General features: G+C 61.8%; 20 protein-coding genes. 13 read left to right on the top strand and 7 right to left on the bottom strand.

The window, feature by feature from the left end:
- The first annotated feature begins 126 nt into the window (after positions 1 to 126).
- On the top strand, positions 127 to 909 hold the full coding sequence (locus RT21_RS09235; RefSeq protein WP_046162509.1) for a sulfite exporter TauE/SafE family protein: 783 nt from the start codon (positions 127 to 129) through the stop codon (positions 907 to 909).
- Positions 910 to 985: 76 nt separating this feature from the next.
- Complete coding sequence (locus tag RT21_RS09230; RefSeq protein ID WP_046162508.1) at positions 986 to 1,729, top strand: Mut7-C RNAse domain-containing protein; 744 nt, start codon at positions 986 to 988, stop codon at positions 1,727 to 1,729.
- Between the two features lie 885 nt (positions 1,730 to 2,614).
- On the opposite strand, the gene RT21_RS09225 is transcribed toward RT21_RS09230, so the two are convergent.
- Positions 2,615 to 3,034 (bottom strand): VOC family protein, encoded by a 420-nt coding sequence (locus RT21_RS09225; protein ID WP_046162507.1) that lies wholly within the window; start codon positions 3,032 to 3,034, stop codon positions 2,615 to 2,617.
- A gap of 18 nt (positions 3,035 to 3,052) precedes the next feature.
- A complete protein-coding gene (locus tag RT21_RS09220; RefSeq protein ID WP_046162506.1) occupies positions 3,053 to 3,472 on the bottom strand; it encodes a YciI family protein in 420 nt (139 codons plus the stop codon).
- A 582-nt stretch (positions 3,473 to 4,054) separates the two neighbouring features.
- On the opposite strand from RT21_RS09220, the gene RT21_RS09215 reads away from it, so the two are divergent.
- From RT21_RS09215 to RT21_RS09205, 3 genes are all read left to right on the top strand, one after another.
- Positions 4,055 to 4,585: a DUF3455 domain-containing protein gene (locus RT21_RS09215; RefSeq protein WP_046162505.1), complete on the top strand. Its 531-nt coding sequence runs from the start codon at positions 4,055 to 4,057 to the stop codon at positions 4,583 to 4,585.
- A 112-nt stretch (positions 4,586 to 4,697) separates the two neighbouring features.
- Positions 4,698 to 5,258, top strand: coding sequence for a sigma-70 family RNA polymerase sigma factor (locus RT21_RS09210; protein WP_335743690.1), 561 nt, complete (start codon positions 4,698 to 4,700; stop codon positions 5,256 to 5,258).
- A complete protein-coding gene (locus tag RT21_RS09205; protein WP_046162504.1) occupies positions 5,255 to 5,983 on the top strand; it encodes an anti-sigma factor in 729 nt (242 codons plus the stop codon). The genes RT21_RS09210 and RT21_RS09205 overlap by 4 nt, the downstream gene beginning before the upstream one ends.
- A gap of 32 nt (positions 5,984 to 6,015) precedes the next feature.
- On the opposite strand, the gene RT21_RS09200 is transcribed toward RT21_RS09205, so the two are convergent.
- Entirely contained in the window at positions 6,016 to 7,335 is a 1,320-nt protein-coding gene (locus RT21_RS09200; protein WP_046162503.1) for a serine hydrolase domain-containing protein, read from the bottom strand.
- A 145-nt stretch (positions 7,336 to 7,480) separates the two neighbouring features.
- Positions 7,481 to 8,185: a glutathione S-transferase N-terminal domain-containing protein gene (locus tag RT21_RS09195; protein ID WP_046162502.1), complete on the bottom strand. Its 705-nt coding sequence runs from the start codon at positions 8,183 to 8,185 to the stop codon at positions 7,481 to 7,483.
- A gap of 244 nt (positions 8,186 to 8,429) precedes the next feature.
- On the opposite strand from RT21_RS09195, the gene RT21_RS09190 reads away from it, so the two are divergent.
- From RT21_RS09190 to RT21_RS09175, 4 genes are all read left to right on the top strand, one after another.
- Complete coding sequence (locus RT21_RS09190; RefSeq protein ID WP_046162651.1) at positions 8,430 to 8,876, top strand: HIT family protein; 447 nt, start codon at positions 8,430 to 8,432, stop codon at positions 8,874 to 8,876.
- A gap of 113 nt (positions 8,877 to 8,989) precedes the next feature.
- Complete coding sequence (locus RT21_RS09185; RefSeq protein ID WP_082082140.1) at positions 8,990 to 10,000, top strand: ABC transporter substrate-binding protein; 1,011 nt, start codon at positions 8,990 to 8,992, stop codon at positions 9,998 to 10,000.
- Positions 9,997 to 10,758, top strand: a complete 762-nt coding sequence (locus RT21_RS09180; protein ID WP_045425160.1) for an ABC transporter permease — start codon at positions 9,997 to 9,999, stop codon at positions 10,756 to 10,758. The genes RT21_RS09185 and RT21_RS09180 overlap by 4 nt, the downstream gene beginning before the upstream one ends.
- Positions 10,751 to 11,425 carry an ATP-binding cassette domain-containing protein gene (locus RT21_RS09175; protein WP_046162500.1) on the top strand — a complete coding sequence of 225 codons (675 nt, stop codon included), beginning with the start codon at positions 10,751 to 10,753 and terminating at the stop codon, positions 11,423 to 11,425. The genes RT21_RS09180 and RT21_RS09175 overlap by 8 nt, the downstream gene beginning before the upstream one ends.
- On the opposite strand, the gene RT21_RS09170 is transcribed toward RT21_RS09175, so the two are convergent.
- Both RT21_RS09170 and RT21_RS09165 read right to left on the bottom strand, forming a co-directional pair.
- Positions 11,407 to 12,672: a DUF445 domain-containing protein gene (locus RT21_RS09170; RefSeq protein WP_046162499.1), complete on the bottom strand. Its 1,266-nt coding sequence runs from the start codon at positions 12,670 to 12,672 to the stop codon at positions 11,407 to 11,409. The two genes, RT21_RS09175 and RT21_RS09170, sit on opposite strands and share 19 nt — an antisense overlap.
- Positions 12,673 to 12,797: 125 nt before the next feature.
- Positions 12,798 to 13,190: a hypothetical protein gene (locus RT21_RS09165; protein ID WP_046162498.1), complete on the bottom strand. Its 393-nt coding sequence runs from the start codon at positions 13,188 to 13,190 to the stop codon at positions 12,798 to 12,800.
- A gap of 201 nt (positions 13,191 to 13,391) precedes the next feature.
- Here RT21_RS09165 and RT21_RS23805 point away from each other — a divergent pair, with 201 nt between their 5' ends.
- The 4 genes from RT21_RS23805 (at position 13,392) to RT21_RS09145 (ending at position 15,574) form a co-directional block, all read left to right on the top strand.
- Complete coding sequence (locus RT21_RS23805; protein ID WP_164863226.1) at positions 13,392 to 13,544, top strand: hypothetical protein; 153 nt, start codon at positions 13,392 to 13,394, stop codon at positions 13,542 to 13,544.
- Positions 13,545 to 13,593: 49 nt separating this feature from the next.
- Positions 13,594 to 13,815: a hypothetical protein gene (locus RT21_RS09155; RefSeq protein WP_045425167.1), complete on the top strand. Its 222-nt coding sequence runs from the start codon at positions 13,594 to 13,596 to the stop codon at positions 13,813 to 13,815.
- A gap of 85 nt (positions 13,816 to 13,900) precedes the next feature.
- On the top strand, positions 13,901 to 14,329 hold the full coding sequence (locus RT21_RS09150; RefSeq protein WP_046162496.1) for a 3-isopropylmalate dehydratase: 429 nt from the start codon (positions 13,901 to 13,903) through the stop codon (positions 14,327 to 14,329).
- Positions 14,330 to 14,563: 234 nt separating this feature from the next.
- Positions 14,564 to 15,574 (top strand): alpha/beta fold hydrolase, encoded by a 1,011-nt coding sequence (locus RT21_RS09145; RefSeq protein ID WP_046162495.1) that lies wholly within the window; start codon positions 14,564 to 14,566, stop codon positions 15,572 to 15,574.
- A 57-nt stretch (positions 15,575 to 15,631) separates the two neighbouring features.
- Here RT21_RS09145 and RT21_RS09140 read toward each other — a convergent pair whose 3' ends face one another.
- A complete protein-coding gene (locus RT21_RS09140; RefSeq protein ID WP_046162494.1) occupies positions 15,632 to 17,491 on the bottom strand; it encodes an SLC13 family permease in 1,860 nt (619 codons plus the stop codon).
- Positions 17,492 to 17,759 lie beyond the last annotated feature (268 nt).

Raw genomic sequence — 17,759 nt, 5'->3', positions numbered from 1 at the left:
CACCTTGCCGGGTTCATATATCTTTTAGCTACTAAGAAAGCACGAACTTATATTAAGGATTGCTAGTTCGGACCGTTATGCTGCTGGCCTTTGACGCGGCCTGTGTGCCTTGAATCGGACGTTCGCATGGAATTCGGTGTAATCGGCTTTGTTGTAGCCGGCCTGCTGGTTGGCTTTATCGTTGGCATGACCGGTGTAGGCGGCGGCTCGCTGATGACGCCGATTCTGTTGTGGTTCGGCGTCAACCCGGCTGCGGCCGTGGGCACCGACCTGCTCTACGCAGCGATTACCAAAGCCGGCGGCGTCTGGGTACACCAGAAGAATCGCAATATCGACTGGAGCATTACCGGCTGGCTGGCGCTGGGCAGCGTGCCGGCCGCAGCGCTGACGCTGTGGCTGTTGAAAGGGCTGCACACGGACCAGGATGCGCTCAACGCGATCATCAAACACTCCCTTGGCATCGTGCTGGTACTCACGGCGCTGGCTGTGCTGTTCAAGAAGCAACTGCTCGCTGTGGCAGCTCGCTTGTCGGGCCCGACACCCAGGCTGTCGCAGCGCGGGTTGAACATCCTGACCGTAGCTGTGGGCGTTGTGCTTGGCGCAATGGTCACCCTGACTTCGATAGGCGCGGGTGCGCTGGGTACAGTGGCGCTGTTCTTCCTTTACCCCTTGCTCGCCACGCGCCGCCTGGTGGGGACTGAGATCGCCCATGCGGTGCCTTTGACGCTGGTAGCCGGGCTGGGTCACGCCAGCATGGGCAACATGGACTGGACCATCCTGAGCTACCTGCTGATAGGATCGTTGCCGGGCATTTATTTGGGCAGCAACCTGTCCGGCCGCGTGCCGGAAGCGGTGTTACGACCTTGCTTGGCAGTCATGTTGGCGATGATCGGCTATAAGCTAATCTGACCTATCGCTTTTTCGGGAGTGACACGCGCCGCGCAATTCTTGGCAGAGCATGCGCGGTTGGCGGTGCCCAGATACCATGACGAATGCAACGTTTCGCTTCTATGCCAGGTTGAACGCATTCCTTGCCGTCGAGCGTCGCGGGCAGGCGTTTCGCTGTTCCTGCGCCGAGTCGGCCACCACCAAGCACATGATCGAAGCGCTCGGCGTACCGCATATCGAGGTGGCGCTAGTCCTAGTCAATGGCGCGCCGGCTGGCCTCGACTGGCCAATCGAGGCGGGTGACCGAGTCGCCGTGTATCCCAAGTTCGAACAGTTGGATATCGGCTCCCTGACCGCCACTGAACCCTTGCCGCCGGGTCCGCCCCGCTTCGTGGCCGATGCCCACCTCGGAGGTCTGGCGCGGCTGCTGCGAATGGCTGGCTTCGACACCCTCTACGACAACAATTTTGAAGATGCGGCAATGGCAGAGCTGGCCAACCGTGAACGCCGGGCGCTGCTGACCCGCGACCGTGCGCTGCTGATGCATCGGTTGGTGCTGCACGGCTGCTACGTACATGCAATCAAACCTCAAGACCAGCTACGCGAACTGTACCAACGGTTCGATCTGGCCAGCCATGCCCGGCCCTTCAGCCTGTGTCTGAGCTGCAACGTACCACTGCATCCGGTGGACAAGGAGGCCATACTCGATCGTGTGCCGCCGCGGGTGCAGGCGCGCCATGAGCGTTTTTTGGGCTGCGATCAATGTGATCGGATTTTCTGGGAAGGCACGCACTGGCAGGACATGCGGGCCTTGCTCGATTCCCTGACGCTCGTTGACTAGCGCTCCTTTCGTATCGGTTAATGTTGTCCCCAATCCCTCAGGAGCCGACCATGCAGCGCCACACGATGTCCTATCTTACGCCGGCCATCCCTCTGCTCGTCTCAGGAGTTGCTTGCCTGGCGATTGGCCTTGCGTCGGAGACGAAAACCTTTCTATGGATGGCGCCCGGCTTTTTGGGGGCAGGCTTGGTGTTGATGCTGCTAGGCCTCCGCCGTCGAGGCCACTGACCTGATCAGGCCGTTGCTTGCGCGTTCAGTCCGCACGGCTCGCTGACTGGACAGGTAGATAGGGTCGGGTGAAAGCACCTGCCCATCCCGTACGGCTTGCAACCCCTTGTCCGTGGTCACAACCGTGAAGGCGTGATATCCGTCGTCGCGTCTTCAGCGCAGCGAACCAACGCACTGGGGAAATAGCACTACCGCCACGACGAGCGTACATAGCCAAATCGGCAACACGTCGGCAAAAGCCGAGGTAGCTTCCCCGGTTGAGTCCCCCGAAAGGCTCCACGGCATGGTCGGCAAAACTGTAACAATTAAAGGGTAAGGGCGTGGCCGGCGACCGCTAAGCCCCGGTGTGCTTGGGGAGTGGTGTGTTATCCACAAAAGCTGTGGATAACACTGTGAACATATATTGGATGACTTGCTCAAACGCCCATCTGGCGCGGCTCAGAACAGATCGACGAGTTTTTACTCATTATTTATAAAGCCTTTTTAATCAAAGACTTAGGTTTGTTTAGTCTGCCGCTTGCCACACCCTCGCGAGCAGATCCAACCCGACGACGTCTTATGTGCATAAAATTATCTGTCAACGGGTTTTTTAGATAATTTCGCTGCTATAAGACTGGACAAATCTGTTCGAATGAGTCGAGGGAATGGCTGCTTGCCACTAAGCGCAGTTGATCATCCAGGACACGCCGAAGCGGTCGATAAACATGCCGAAACGCTCGGCCCAGAAAGTTTTCCCCAGGGGCATTACGACCTGCCCGCCCTCCGAAAGCGCTGCGAATAGGCGTTCACTCTCGGCGATGCTTTCGGGGTGCAATGAGATCGAGCAACCCTTAATGCCTTCGTATGGTCCTCCGCCACAAGCGGGATCTTCCGGCATGGTATCCGACGCCATGAGCGAGAATTCGCCGAGGCTCAGACAGACATGCATGATTCGGTCGCGATGTTCCGCCGGGAAGTGACCAGCGTCAGGCGCTTGTGCAAAAGTCATCATTTCCAGTTCGCCGCCGAGTACCTGCTGATACAGCGTAAAGGCGTCACGTGCCTGACCGTCGAAGGTGAGGTAAGGGGTAATCTTCATTCGATTCTCCTAGTGCGGTTAGTGGTTGATTTGCGCGCGTAGGCGTTCTTCTTGCTCGCGTAATTCGGCGGTGAATTCCGCCCCGAAGTCCTCGGCTTCGAACACCTGTCGGATTTCGATTTCCGACTCACCGACGGCCGATACCGGGCAGCGCTTTACCCAATCGATGGCGTCCTGCAACGAAGCCGTCTGGAATAGCCAGAAACCTGCAATTAGCTCGCGGGTTTCGAGGAAGGGGCCATCCACGACCGAGCACTGGCCGCCGTCGAAACGCACCCGCGCACCTCGGCTGCTGGGGTGTAAGCCTTCGCCACCAAGTAGCACGCCCGCGTTGGCCAGGGTTTCGTTGTAACGGCCCATGGCTGCAAGAACATCCTCGCTGGGCATCTCGCCCGCTTCGGTTTGCGCGTTGGCCTTGATCATCACCATGAATCGCATCGCTTCGGTTCCTCTGTGAGTTAAGGACGGCCACGTCGGCGTCAACGCATCCGCTGGCACTGATCCCTAGTCGTTCCGAGCCCAGCCAAATCGACAACCAAACGTCTTTTTCTTCAGGGAGCGATTCTTCATTCAGCGATGAACCATGCCTGCGTGATACGTGGCGATACATTCCCTGCGCGACGGCTCTGGCCAGCCCAATGCGCGGGTGGCGGGCAGGAGCGATACGTCGACGAACCGATCGAAACCGGTTGCGCTCTCCCAAAGATCGGTGATGCGCCAGCCATGGGGTACGGCAGCACATGAGTGAAACAGGATGCCGGACGGCGGGCCACTCGATGCGAGCGTTGCACTGAGTGCGTCATAGCTTGCTGATCGACGGTCGGGAATTCCGGGGTGGTCAGATAGGGCATCGCGTGTTCTCTACGAATGTAGAAAGGCAGTTCGGCATCGGCGCGACTGGTCATGCGCAAAGCTAAGCAGATTATTTTTCAAACTCATTGCATCCAATCGTCTGCCTGACGGGTAGTACAGGTAGCGGCTGCTTGGCCGCCCAACCGATCACTACCCGGAGACACCAAAATGGACGCGAAAAAGATCCTCTGCCTGACCGGTCTGACACTGGCCATTGGCTGTTCTGTCAGCGCTTTCGCCCAGATGGACGTACCTGAAGCCGTGCGCGTACCGGACGGCCACAAGGTCGCCATGGAAACGGTCGGCGTCGGCCAAATCACCTATGAATGCCAAGCCAAGACCGACATGCCCGGCCAGATGGCCTGGGTCTTCATGGGGCCGAAGGCGGCGCTCAACGACCGCAGCGGTAAGCAGGTCGGCAAATACTACGGCCCACCTGCAACCTGGGAAGCGATGGACGGCTCCAAGGTGACCGGTACTCAGGTCGCCATTGCCCCGTCCAGCGACGGCAACATTCCTCATCAGCTGGTCAAGGCCAACCCGGCTGAAGGTAAGGGCGCCATGACAGGTGTCACCTACGTCCAGCGCGTCGCGACCAAGGGTGGCGTAGCACCGGCCAAAACATGCGCAGCGGCCAACGAGGGCGAGCGCCAGATCGTTGATTACCAGGCCGACTATCTGTTCTGGGCCAACAAGTGAGCAACGCGCAGTGGGTGAAAAGCCGCTCGATATGAGCGCTGATCGCCTCTATGCTCTGACTCCCCGGCCCGTATGCGTCGGGGGTGTCGATAACCAGCGGATGGCAGATACCGTGTCGCAACCCCCCTTGTTCGATTACGAAGCGGCCCTGCGCGCTTGCGCACGTGGCGAACGATCTGCATTGCAGCAGCTTTACGAGCAGGAAAGCCCGCGACTGCTCGGCGTCGTTCAGCGCATCGTGCGAGATGTGGCCCTGGCCGAAGACATCGTTCACGACGCCTTCATCCGCATCTGGAACAAGGCCGGTACTTACGACCAGGCGCGTGGCTCGGCTCGCGGCTGGATCTTCAGCCTGACCCGCCATCTGGCGCTCAATGCCGTACGTAACAACGCTCGCCACGTCCAGATGGAACCGGACGAGGAGGGCGACATGGAGCACGCCGCCATCGACGGTTGGCAGGAACAAACCGACGCCTTCGATTGGCGGGTAAACCCCGGCAGGATCGAAGCCTGTCTCGAACAACTCGAACCGGTGCGTCGCAATTGCGTGTTTCACGCCTACGTCGACGGCTATTCGCATCAGGAAATCGCCCAGCGCCTGGGTGCGCCACTGGGCACGGTAAAAGCCTGGATTCGCCGCAGCCTGACCGCCCTTCGTGAGTGCATCGGATGAACAACGAACCCAAGGATCCGAACGAGGCCCTGCACGAACTCGCCGGCGAATATGTAATTGGAACCCTCTCTGCGGAAGACAGGGAAGCGGTCGAAAAGCGCCTTGCCGTGGAGCCTGAGTTGCAAGCAGCAGTCGATTACTGGGAAGCGCGGCTGCTCTGCCTGACCGATCTGGTCGAACCGCAAACGCCCTCGCCGCGCCTGTGGAATCGAATCGAGCGCAGCCTGGACGAGACGAGTCGCCAGGCCGCTCCGGCTGTACCCGCCCGCCCGAACAGCTGGTGGGAGAGCCTGGCGCTGTGGCGTGGTTTTGCTGCAGCCGGCATGGCCGCCACGCTGGTGCTCGGGGTCGTGTTACTGACACGCCTGTCGCCCACGCCGTCGCCGACCTGGCTCGTTGTGCTCGCCACCCCGCAGGACCTTTCACCGGGTTGGGTCGTGCAGGCCAGCAATCAAACACGTGAAATCGAACTGATACCGCTGGGCGTTACCGAACTGCCGCCGGACAAGGCCCTGCAACTCTGGACCAAGGCCGAAGGTTGGCAGGCGCCGGTGTCCCTCGGCTTGGTCAAGCCGGGTGAGCCGGTAAGGATTCGCCTCGACGATTTGCCGCCGTTGCAGCCCAACCAGCTATTCGAATTGACGCTGGAACAGCCGACCGGCTCGCCAACCGGGCTGCCGACCGGGCCGATCCAGTTCATCGGACGTGCGGCCAAGGTCATTTGAAGACGGGGCGCAACAGGCTGCGCCCCATCTGATCAGCGCTTTGCTTTCTCCATGAGATGGTCGGCCAGCGCCTGATAGGCCGGCAGCGAAGTGGGGTCATTGTCCGCATTCTTCGCCGAGGGGTGGGAGGCGAATCGGGCAATCACCATTTCGGCTGTCGGGTCTATGTAGAGGGTTTGCCCGTGCACACCGCGAGCGGCGAAAGCGCCATTGGCGTTGTGCAGCACCCACCACATCGCCCGATAGCTGCCGCCTGGTAGCGTCTTGTATCCGGCTTTGACAAACACCTGCTTATCGCCCCCGGTGCGAATGGTCCGAACGACTTCTGCAGGGAACAATTGCGCTCCGTCGTGTTGCCCCTCATCGAGCATCAACTGCCCGAGCCTGGCCATGTCCCGAAGGCCGGCGCTCAGACCACCACCGGCAAACGGTGTACCCAGTGCATCCACGGTGTAGTAAGCGTCCTGCTCGGTGCCCAGGTGCTGCCAGAGCCGTTCGGAGACCAGTTCGCTGACCGCCTTGCCGGACACGCGGGCGATGATCCAACCCAGTGCATCACTGTTGACGGTCCGATAGCCGAACGCCTCACCGTGGGTACCGCGCTTGGCGACGGTCTGCAGGTACTGGTAATAACCGACCGGCCCTTTGTAGTCGGCAGGCTTGGGCAATGGGTTCGCCGCCGCGCTGTAACTCCAGATCTGGGCGTTGGGATCGGCATAGTCCTCGCTGAAGTCGAGCGCCGTGGTCATGTCCATGACCTGCCGTACGGTGGCATCACCGAAAGCGCTGGAGGCCAACTCGGGAACCAGATTTGCCACCATGGCCTGATCATCGAGCGTGCCTTCTGCAACCAGTATCTCGGCCAGCAGGCCGGTCAGGGACTTGGTCATCGACATCGCGGCGTGCTTGCGCTGCTCGTTGAGGCAGCCGGCGTAGCGTTCGTACACCACACGGCCCTGGTGCAGCACGATGATGCCGTCGGTGTAGTTCGCTGCCAGTGATTGTTCCCACGTCATCGGCTCGCGGGTGCCGAGGGGGATAAACCTGACGGCATCGATGCTGCTGTCGAGCGATTGGCGTAACGGCGCCGGTGCATCCAGGCCTCGGCTGACGGCCTCGGTAGGCAGCAGCTCGCGGATATGGCACACGGTCCAGCGAAGCTTGGGAAAGCTGAAGTAGTTCGAATCCGGCTGGCCGATCAGTTTTTCAGCAGGAGGCGGAAAGCCCTGCATCCAGCCCAACTTGACCGGGTCGGACTCCGCAGCCGTCAGCTGTGCTTGAGCGCTCGTGCACAGGCTGGCCAGACAGATCGCGGCCACTAGACGCCTGGCCCAGCGTTCGTGACGCTGCATCGGTTCTCGACAGTGGGCATCCGGGGAGCGCGGTCTGAGTCGGAAGCTGTTGCCTGCCATACCGTCACCTCACGGTTTTGTTGTGGCGAGGTCAGCCAACAGCCGCCCCCGATAAGCGATCCACTCCGTCAACCCTAGTCCAGCGTCACCCGTGCGGTGGAATATTCAGCCCCTTGGCCACCGCTGGCCGGGCGACGAAGGCATCCAGTACCCGCTGGACGTTGACGAAGCGCTCGAACTCCACCAGTTCACGCGCTTCGTAGAACTCCACCAGCCCGCGGACCCACGGGAATGTAGCGATATCGGCGATGCTGTAGCGCCCGCCCATGATCCATTCGCGACCTTCCAGGCGCTTTTCCAGCACGCCCAGCAAGCGTTGGGCTTCGGCGACGTAACGGTCGCGCGGACGTTTGTCTTCGTAATCCTTGCCGGCAAACTTATGAAAGAAACCGAGCTGGCCGAACATCGGGCCAACGCCGCCCATCTGGAACATCAGCCACTGAATCGTTTCGTAGCGGGCTGCGGCGTTCTCCGGCATCAACTGACCGGTTTTCTCGGCCAGGTACAGCAGAATCGCACCGGACTCGAACAATGCCAGCGGCTCTCCGTCCGGGCCGTTGGGATCGAGGATCGCCGGAATCTTGTTGTTCGGGTTCAGCGAAAGGAATTCTTCTGAGCGCTGGTCACCGCTCTCGAAGCTGACCAGATGCGCCTCGTAGGGCAGACCGGTCTCTTCCAGCATGATCGACACCTTCACCCCGTTGGGCGTGGGCAGCGAATACAACTGCAGACGATCCGGGTAACTGGCAGGCCATTTCTGGGTGATGGTGAAGGCGGATAGATCGTGCATCGGTTCCTCCTGAGGGGGACGTCGGCGATGGAAACAGGGCGTCGTATTGCGGCAGCGCGTCTTGGCCGCTTTCGATTCGGACAGCCGCAGTCTCTGCGCGTTGCTGTCTGGTTGAAGTGTGGCACGCGCGCTTGGGCGCCTGATTAAGTCGGTTGTCAGAGTGACGTTGTTGGATCCGCCGCTTTGCATGGGCATTGGTGCCCGCTATGGTTTGGACTCCAACCCCTGCCATGGAGCGCCGCACGTGTCCCTGACTACCCCCTACGACCCACAAAACATCTTCGCCCAGATCATTCGCGGCGATGCGCCTTGCTACAAGCTCTACGAGGATGACGATGTACTCGCTTTCCTGGATCTGTTTCCGCAGTCCTACGGGCATGCGCTGGTGATTCCGAAGCGGTCCGCCGCGTGCAACATCCTCGATGTGGATACCGATGCGCTGTGCAAGATGATGGCGGTGGTGCAGAAGCTCGCGCGTGTGATCGTCGAGGAGTTGCAGCCCGATGGCGTGCAGGTGGCGCAGTTCAACGGTGCGCCGGCGGGGCAGACGGTTTTTCACATCCATGTGCATATCGTCCCGCGCTATTCGGGCGAGGGGCTCGGCATTCACGCGGCGGGTAAGGCCGATCTGGCAGAGCTGGAGAAGCTGCAGGCGCGGCTGGTAAGCAAGCTTGCCGAGAGCGAGCACTGATCGGCACCTGAACTGGCATCGCTGCCGCACCGGTTGCAGCCGCGACCATCGCAGCAGCGAAGAAACACCAAAGTACTATTCGTGGCTGATGTGAGGCTTCGTACCCTGCGGGCATGAAGCCTGCTCCGTGGTTCCTCACCTTGTCTTTCGCTCGTGCATGCCTCGCAGCGCTTCGATGCGGGCGTGTGGTTCTGCTCGCGGTAGTCCCGTTGTTCGTTCAGGCGCAGGGCGAGGCGCAACCGCTGCCGGTGCTGACCTTTAGCGTGTTGCAGTTCGGCACGCCGCATTGGGAACTCGACCATCTCAAGCGTCACGGGTTGGACAAGGCCAACGGCTTCGATCTCGAGGTGCGTTTGGTGGCTGATTTGCCAGCGTCGCGTCTGGCGCTGAGCAGCGGCAGCGTGGACGGCGCGGTAAGCGACCTGCTCTGGGCACAGGCGCGCTACGAGGCTGGGATGGCGTATCGCTACCTGCCGTTTTCCTCGCAGATCGGTGAAGTGTTGGTCAACGATGGCAGCCCTATTCGCACCCTGGCCGACCTGCGCGGCAAGCGCATTGGGGTCGCTGGTGGGCCGGACGGGCTTGGCTGGCAACTGCTGCAGCAGGTGGCGGCGGGGCAGGGGATTGACCTGGCCCGCGAGGCGACGGTGCAGTACGCGGCGCCGCCCCTGCTCAGCCAGGCGTTGCGGCGTGGCCAGGTGGATGCGCTGCTGACCTTCTGGCACTTCTCGGCGCGCCTGCGTGGTGAGGGCGGTGTGCGTATTGCCTTCGGTCTGGCGGATCTGATTGGAACGCTGGGTCTTGACCCCGATCTCCCGGTGCTCGGCTACCTGTTCCCGCAAGCCTGGGCCAGTGAGCACGACGATCTCTTGCAGCGCTTCTCCCGTGCGTTGCGCGAGACCAAGGACCAGCTGGCGAGTCAGCCCGATCTCTGGCAGGAAATCCGGCCCTTGATGCGGGCCGATAACGACGCGGTGTTCGCTGCGCTGCATGACAGCTTTGTCGAAGGCATCCCCCAACCGCTGGACGCGGCGCGTATCGCTGCGCTGCATCGGCTGTTGCTGCTGACGGGCGCCGAGGCGGAAAAGCTGATGCCCGCGGCGCTGTTTCCGAGCGAACCATGACCGGCTCGCGCTATGCCTGCTGGGTTGCGCTGCCGCTGTTGGTCGCGGTGTGGGCCATCATTGCGCTGACAGTGGACACACCGCTGCTGCCTTCGCCGGCTGAGGTCGCTCATGCGTTCTGGCTCGCCGTCCAGAGTGGTGAGCTGCCTCATCATCTGTTGGTCACCCTGCGCCGGGTGCTGATCAGCTTTGCGCTTGCGATGGCGCTGGGTGCGCTGCTGGGCGTCTGGATGGGGCGCTCGCGGTTCGCCAACGCGGTGCTCGATCCGCTGCTGGTGCTCTTTCTAAACCTGCCAGCGCTGGTCACCATCATCTTGCTCTACGTCTGGTTCGGTCTGGTGGAAGCGGCAGCGGTGCTGGCGGTGGTGATCAATAAAGTGCCGAACGTGGCGGTGACGGTGCGCGAAGGCGCGCGCAGCCTCGATCCGAAGCTGGAACAAATGGCCCAGGTCTACGGCTTCAACCGTTGGCAGCGGGTGGCGAACGTCTGGCTGCCACAGCTGTTTCCGTATCTGATGGCGGCGACCCGCGGGGGCCTGGCGCTAATCTGGAAGATCGTCCTGGTGGTCGAACTGCTGGGCCGCTCCGATGGTGTCGGTTTTCAGCTGCACATGGCGTTTCAGGTCTTCGATGTGGCGAGCATATTGGCTTATAGCCTGGCCTTCATTGCCGTCGTACAGCTGATCGAGCTGGCGCTGCTGCAGCCGCTGGAGCGTCGCGCATCGAGCTGGCGCAACGCCGGAATGCAGCATGCTTGAGCTGCGCATCGATGGCGTAGCGGCAGGCCATCCGGTGCTCGGGCTGATCCACGTACAGGTGCGGGGCGGGGATCGAATCTGCTTGCTGGGCCCCTCCGGCGTCGGCAAGACCACCTTGCTCAACGCCATCGCAGGCCTTGATCCACGCCTGGCTCCGATGATCCGTCTTCAATCCGGGCGGCGCGTCGGCTACCTGTTTCAGGAGCACCGTCTGCTGCCCTGGTACACGGTGCGGCAGAACCTCAAGCTGGTTGGCGCGGAGGCGGGCGATATCGATCGGCTACTGGCCGACGTCGGCCTGGGCGATGCTGGTGATCGTCTGCCGGATCAGCTCTCGTTGGGTATGGCGCGCCGCGCTTCGCTGGCTCGGTGCCTGGCCGTAAAACCTGATCTGCTCTTGCTCGATGAGCCCTTTGCCTCGTTGGACCCGGACCGCGCTGCCGAATTGCGCGAGCTGATTGTCCGGCTGCTTGAAGGGCAGCCACAGATGGCGCTGATCTGCGTGACCCACGATGCGCGCGACGCCGATCAGCTCGCCAATCGGCTGTGGTACATGAACGGCCAGCCTGCAACGCTGCGTTGGGATCGACCGCTGACCGACGGGACCAATGCCAGTCAGATCTGTGACACGCTGCGCTCGCTCAATGCTCAGCCAGCTGCCAGCTGAGTCAAGGCATGCAGCAGCAGCCCGACCAGCCCGCCCACCAGCGTGCCGTTGATGCGGATGTACTGCAGGTCTTTGCCGACGCTCTGTTCCATCTGCTCGACCAGTTCGCGGCTCTCCCAGTTTTCCACGCGCTGGGTGATGTATTTGCCGATCTGCCCGCGGTAGCGCTCGAGCAGGCTGGGCGCGGCCGCCATCAGTTGCTCGTTGATCCAGGTACGCATGGACGTGTCAGCGGAAAGCGAGTCGCCCAAGCCCTGGGTCAGGCGCACGATCCTTTTGCCGATGCGTGAATCCGCGCTCTCCAGATCCGCTTCCAGCCACTCGGTCAGCTCACGCCAGAGCGTCTGCAGGTAATCGGTGGTCGCCTGATGTTCAAGCAGCTGAGCGACGATGCGTTCGACTTCCAGCCGATAAGCCGGGTCATGCTTGAGCCGGTTGATGTACTCCGCAACATGCTCGTCGAAGCGCTCCCGTAGCGGATGTTCAGGGTCACCGGCGATCTCGGCGATGACAGCCGATACGCCGTCAACGAACTTGTTCGCCGACCAACCGCCGACCGCCTTGCCGAGTCCCAGATAGCGCAGCGTGCGGACCTCAGCGGTGATGGCATCGGCCACCAGCGCACGGGTGTCATCGTCCTGCAGCAGCGCATCGACCTTGATCAGCGCTTCATCGAGCATCGCCTGATGTTTGCCCTGTCGGGTAAGCATTTCCAGCACCTGACCGCAGATCGGTGCGAGATCGACCTTGCGCGCTCGGTTGATCAGCTTGGCCTGTACGAACGCTTGCACGCGCTCGTCGTGCAGCGACTCGACGCCGAACCGCGCCATGCCGGTGAGCTGGCGGCCAACCGCTTCGGCATTAGCGGGATGGCGCAGCCAGTTGGCGAGCCGGCCGCCGATATCCAGTGCTTCGAGCTTGGCCAGCACCATCGGTGTGGACAAGAAGTGAGTGGTGATGAAGGTCGACAGGTTCCGCCCGATGCGCGCTTTGCTGCGCGGAATGATCGCCGTATGCGGGATCGGCAGGCCGAGCGGGTGACGGAACAGGGCGGTCACGGCGAACCAGTCGGCAATCGCACCGACCATTGCCGCTTCTGCAAAAGAGGCGAGGTAGCCCCAGGCCGGGTGACGCGGCTCCATGGCGGTTGCGATGACGTAGAGCAGCGCGGCGAGCAACAGGAGAAGGCCGGCGACCAGCTTCATTCGTGTGACAGGGGATTGCCAGCGGCGGTGCAGAGGGCTCATGCGATTCCTCTTTGCGGCGAATGGTATGCGGGGTGTTAGTCAGCGTATCGGGTATGGCCGACGGGTCTGCCTATACAAGACAGACCCGGCTAGCGAGGTGAGGGTTCGGTAGCTGTCTACGCGGCTTATTCCTCGTCGTCTTCCTCGCGCAGCAGCACGTAGCTGTCGTCGTCCAGCCGCTCGCAGATGTAGAACATGGAGATGCTGCCGTCCTGTTCGGTGACGGCAGCATAATCGTCGGCTTCGACGGTAAAGAACCCTGTTGAGTCGGAGCCAGGTTCGCTGGCGAATACAGCGGTGAAGAAAGCGTCTTCCGGCATCCCGTCGAAATAGTCGGCCCGCGCCTTGGCATCCCACTCCTGCGGCGGCTCGAACTGCCCGGTGATGATGACGCGGGCGTCGCCCATGTCGCGTTCTTCACCATCCGGGTCCGTTTCGTGAGCGCGGTAGATGGTGCAGTTGAGTGCATCCGGGTCGGCCAGAATACTGTCGCGCGACGGGGTTTGGGTGGCAGGCATGGCAGCAGCTCCGGTCAAAGATTGGATTGTCGGCAGTGTGGTGGAGTCCGGGGGGCGCTGCAATCGCAAGTTGGGAAGGATGCTGGATTCTTTCGATCAAGGCGGGCTGATCGGACCGCCGGTGTCTGAACAGGCGAACGCTATCGGCCGGCTGTTGCTCCAAATGGTTAGACCCTTTCGCACCAACGCAACGAGGTAGCCATGAACCAGAGCGACCAGACTCAGCGTGAGCAGGACAAGCCAGCCGACGACCTGCCGGACGTCACCATGACCGATGCTGGCGAGAAGGAAGCAGGCGAGGATCCTGATTTCGACGACAGCGAGATCGATGACGACCAAGACAGCCGCGGCTGAAGTTGAATGACCTGCGCAGCCGAAACTGCGCAACACCCAGGAGTGCCAGATGGACAAATATCACGTTAACCCGACCCCGATGGGCTGGGAGCTGACCGATCAGCAATCCCAGGAAACGGTATTGCGAACCCTGACCAAGGATGAAATGTTCACCGGCCTGGATAGCTTGATGGAAGGCAAGACCGCATCGGTCGAGGTCTACGATCGCCACGGGACGTTGGAAGAAGAGCGGCCTTATCCGGGCAGCAGTCATCCGGTGTCGACCCGTTAGATCCAAGTGAGCGCATATTTCCGCACGGTGAGCGAACACACCTGTCATACCATCACCGCTTCGCTTATCTGACAGGAGAATCCTTATGCGCATGATGCTCGCACTCATCCCTGTGTTGGCTTTGGCCGGTTGCTCGTCCTGGCAGGCGGACCCGGAGGACATCACGCCAGTGCCGGAGGAGCGACTGCGTGGCTTTCAGACACCTGTGGCCAATGGTGGCGAGTTGGTGGTGACCCGCGACTTCGGCATTCGCGGCGGCGGCTGCTACGTGGCGGTGATGGTCGATCGCAGGCTGGCGGCGCGGATCCATGTCGGCGAGCAGGTGCACTTGCATGTGCCGGCCGGGATGCGCATCGTCAGCATTGAATCGGACCCTGAGGACGACACGCTGTGCGGCAAGGGCAGTCTGCTGCGCGAAAAAGCGGCGCGGGTCGAGTCGGGTGAAACGCTGCAGTTCCGCATCAGCAGTGATAACCGCATCGGCTTCGATATCCAGCAGGTCGACGCGCAGTAGCAGCGCTGCATCGTTCGCGACCGGTGTCTCAGTCTGGTCACTGGCGCGACGCGGTATCACGAAGAAACATTCTTGCACCGGCCTCGCCGAACCCTCCCTCCAGTTTCGTGCTCCCAGATAGGCAAACCGTTGTGCTTGAGCCTTCGGCGCCTGTCTGAACGTTGGTAACAGCCGGCTCCGCACAACGACCCATACGCCATCGCGGCCGAATGGTCGCCTGCCAGGAGTCGATGCGTGAAACGAGCCATATCCTCCCTGATGTTCGTCGCCGGGCTAGCTCTGGTCCCTGCGCTGCACGCTGAGCAACAACCGACCTACGGCCCGCACCTTGAAGGGTTTGAGTATCCGCACCCGATCAAGCGCTTCGAGTTTTCGTCTCAGCGCCAGCCATTGACCATGGCTTACATGGACGTGGCCCCCGCGGGCAAGGCCAACGGGCGAGCGGTCGTGCTGATGCATGGCAAGAACTTCTGTGCGGCAACCTGGGAGGAGAGCATCGAGGTGCTCTCGCAGAAGGGTTATCGAGTCATTGCGCCTGATCAGATCGGCTTTTGCAGCTCCAGCAAGCCTGAGGCTTACCAGTTCAGCTTTGCGCAGCTGGCACATAACACCCGGGCGCTCTTGCAGTCGCTGGACATCGAACAGGCCACGGTGATCGGTCATTCCATGGGTGGCATGCTGGCGTCACGGTTCGCGCTTAACTATCCACAGACGGTCGAGCAGCTGGTGCTGGTCAACCCCATTGGGCTCGAGGATTGGCAAGAAAAGGGCGTGCCCTATGCGCCAATCGAAGAGCTGTACCAGAGCGAGTTGAAGACCGACTTCGAAAAGATCAAAGCCTACCAGCAGAAGTTCTACTACAACGGCAGCTGGAAGCCGCGCTATGACCGCTGGGTGAACATGCTCGCTGGGATGTACGCCGGTGACGGCAAAGAGATCGTTGCCTGGAACCAGGCGCTGACCTCCGACATGGTGTTCACCCAGCCGGTGATCCACGAATTCGACACGCTGGGCGTGCCGACCCTGTTGCTGATCGGTGGCAAGGACCGCACCGCACCGGGTTCCAATCGGGCCCCGGAAGACGTCGCGCAACGCCTGGGCGACTACCCCGAACTTGGCCGGCAGGCCGCAGCGATGATTCCCGACGCGACCCTGGTGCCTTTTCCTGAACTGGGCCATTCACCGCAGGTCGAGGCGCCGGATGTGTTTCATGAGGCGTTGCTGAATGGGCTCAAGACGCGTTGAGCCGCGCCGCGGGTGCGGTGGCCGGTGCGCCGATATCCGTGCCTGCCGTGGATGCAGCTATAGCGGCCAGACCCAAAGGATGACGGGCACGGCCACCAGCACCACCAGAATCGACAGCGGTAGCCCGAGCAGCCAGTAGTCACCGAAACGGTAGCCGCCGGGCGCCATGACCAGCGTGTTCGACTGGTGCCCGATGGGCGTCAGAAAGGCGCAGGAAGCTCCGATGGCGACCGCCATCAATAGCGGGTCGGCAGAGGCGTCCATACCGCGCGCGAGGGCGATCGCCACGGGCGCGGCGAGCACCGCGGCGGCGGCGTTGTTGACCACGTTCGACAGCAGCATCACACCCACCATCAGGATCGCCACGGTGGCTGCCGGCGGGGCGGCCTGGCCAACGTCCAGCAGGGCATCAGCGATCAGGCGCGAGCCTCCGGTGCTTTCCAGCGCTTCGCCAATGGGCAGCATCGCGGCAATCAGAACGACGATCGACATATCGATGCTCTTGTAGATGTCCCCGGTGGGGACCAGCCCGACCAGAATCATTGCCAGGGCGGCACCCACCAATGCGACGGCGGACGGCACCATGCCTAGCGCAATGAGCGCCAGCGCGGCGGCAAAGATGCTGCTGGCGAGCAGTACCTGGCGAGGCGCGGTGATCCGCAGGCCGCGCGATGCCAGCGGCAAGCAACCGAGACTGTTAAGTGTCGATTGCAGCTGATCCTCACGCGCCTGCAACAGCAGGATGTCGCCCGCGGCAAAGCGGATCTTGCCCAGCCGCTGTTGCAATCGCTGCCCTTGGCGAGCCACGGCCAGGATGTTGACGCCATGGCGCTCACGCAGTGCCAGACCGGAGGCGCTGGTACCGATCAAAGACGAACTTGCAGTCACGATGGCCTCGGCCAGTGCGCGCTCGGCGTTGCGGTCGGCTTTGGAATCGGCGGCTTCGGGCTGTTTGTCAGGCTCACCGTTCCGTTTCAGCTGTTTGTCCTGTTCGGCTTTTTCACGGGCTTCCGCCTTGCTGTCGGCTTCGGCAGCAAGGCGCAGGTGGGTCACATCGAGAAAACGTTTCAGGCTGTCAGAGTCGGCTTCGACCAGCAGGATGTCGTCGTCGCGTAGCACTTCATAGGTCGACGGCATACGGTGGTACTTTCCGGCACGTACCAGCCCGGTGACCATCACATCGACCTCGTCACCGCCCGCAGCGATCAGGTCATGCAGGGTGCGGCCAGCGTATTTGCTGTCGGCCGGAATCTGCAGTTCGGTCAAGTAAGCACTGATTTCGAACAGTTCCTGCTCACCGCTCGGGTCCTCGCGACGAGGCGTCAAGCGCCAGAGCAGAGCGATCAACAGCACCCCGACGAGGGTGATCGCGAGGCCCACCGGCAGGAAGTCGAACATACCGAACGGCGCTTCGCTGACTTCACGCCGATAGCCGGCAATGATGATGTTCGGCGGCGTGCCGATCAGGGTCAGGGTGCCGCCGAGCAAAGAGCCGAAAGCCAGGGGCATCAGCAGATAGGAAGGCGAGCGGCCGCTCTGGCGCGACATCCAGACGGCTACTGGCATGAACAGCGCGAGTGCGCCGACGTTGTTCATGAAGCCCGAGCACAAGGCGACGATACCGGACAGCGTCAGCACCTGGATCCAGGGTCGATCGCCGACCTTGGTTAGGTGCCTCGCCAGCGAATCCACCACGCCGGCATTGAGCAAGCCGCGGCTGAGCACCAGCACCGCAGCAACGGTGATCACGGCCGGATGGCCAAGGCCCATGAACGCCTTTTCCGGCGGCACGATGCCGGCCAGGGTAACCACCAGCAAGGCGGCAAGGGCGACGATGTCGTAACGCCAGCGATTCCACACGAACAGGCCCAATGTGGCGGCGAGAACGGCGAACACGATCAGCTGATCGCTTTGCATGGATAACTCCGATAACGGCTTTTGCCGCAGTGAACGGATGACGGTTAAGGGCCGAACGGCTGGATCTAGACGGGTTTCGCCAAAGCGAAGCGGCAAGGCGGCGATACACTAGCCGCTTGAGCGGGTGCTGAGCCAGCGCTGCGTTCGACATTTGGCGCTATGCGCCGGTATCGAGCCAGACACTGCTGTGATCGGAGGGCAAATTCGCTGCGGCCAGGCTGTTTTACCGGCCCGGTCACTGGCAAGACCCGCTCCGGTAGGCAAGGAT

Source organism: Pseudomonas sp. 10B238, from assembly GCF_000970615.1.
Taxonomy (GTDB): domain Bacteria; phylum Pseudomonadota; class Gammaproteobacteria; order Pseudomonadales; family Pseudomonadaceae; genus Stutzerimonas.
The sequence above is the reverse complement of the archived record's forward strand: the minus strand, read 5'-3'. Positions and strand labels throughout refer to the sequence as shown.

Coding starts and splice junctions, on each gene's coding strand:
- RT21_RS09235 (WP_046162509.1), top strand. CDS start 127: ATGGAATTCGGTGTAATCGGCTTTGTTGTAGCCGGCCTGCTGGTTGGC.
- RT21_RS09230 (WP_046162508.1), top strand. CDS start 986: ATGACGAATGCAACGTTTCGCTTCTATGCCAGGTTGAACGCATTCCTT.
- RT21_RS09225 (WP_046162507.1), bottom strand. CDS start 3,034: ATGAAGATTACCCCTTACCTCACCTTCGACGGTCAGGCACGTGACGCC.
- RT21_RS09220 (WP_046162506.1), bottom strand. CDS start 3,472: ATGCGATTCATGGTGATGATCAAGGCCAACGCGCAAACCGAAGCGGGC.
- RT21_RS09215 (WP_046162505.1), top strand. CDS start 4,055: ATGGACGCGAAAAAGATCCTCTGCCTGACCGGTCTGACACTGGCCATT.
- RT21_RS09205 (WP_046162504.1), top strand. CDS start 5,255: ATGAACAACGAACCCAAGGATCCGAACGAGGCCCTGCACGAACTCGCC.
- RT21_RS09200 (WP_046162503.1), bottom strand. CDS start 7,335: ATGCAGCGTCACGAACGCTGGGCCAGGCGTCTAGTGGCCGCGATCTGT.
- RT21_RS09195 (WP_046162502.1), bottom strand. CDS start 8,185: ATGCACGATCTATCCGCCTTCACCATCACCCAGAAATGGCCTGCCAGT.
- RT21_RS09185 (WP_082082140.1), top strand. CDS start 8,990: ATGAAGCCTGCTCCGTGGTTCCTCACCTTGTCTTTCGCTCGTGCATGC.
- RT21_RS09180 (WP_045425160.1), top strand. CDS start 9,997: ATGACCGGCTCGCGCTATGCCTGCTGGGTTGCGCTGCCGCTGTTGGTC.
- RT21_RS09175 (WP_046162500.1), top strand. CDS start 10,751: ATGCTTGAGCTGCGCATCGATGGCGTAGCGGCAGGCCATCCGGTGCTC.
- RT21_RS09170 (WP_046162499.1), bottom strand. CDS start 12,672: ATGAGCCCTCTGCACCGCCGCTGGCAATCCCCTGTCACACGAATGAAG.
- RT21_RS09165 (WP_046162498.1), bottom strand. CDS start 13,190: ATGCCTGCCACCCAAACCCCGTCGCGCGACAGTATTCTGGCCGACCCG.
- RT21_RS23805 (WP_164863226.1), top strand. CDS start 13,392: ATGAACCAGAGCGACCAGACTCAGCGTGAGCAGGACAAGCCAGCCGAC.
- RT21_RS09155 (WP_045425167.1), top strand. CDS start 13,594: ATGGACAAATATCACGTTAACCCGACCCCGATGGGCTGGGAGCTGACC.
- RT21_RS09150 (WP_046162496.1), top strand. CDS start 13,901: ATGCGCATGATGCTCGCACTCATCCCTGTGTTGGCTTTGGCCGGTTGC.
- RT21_RS09140 (WP_046162494.1), bottom strand. CDS start 17,491: ATGCAAAGCGATCAGCTGATCGTGTTCGCCGTTCTCGCCGCCACATTG.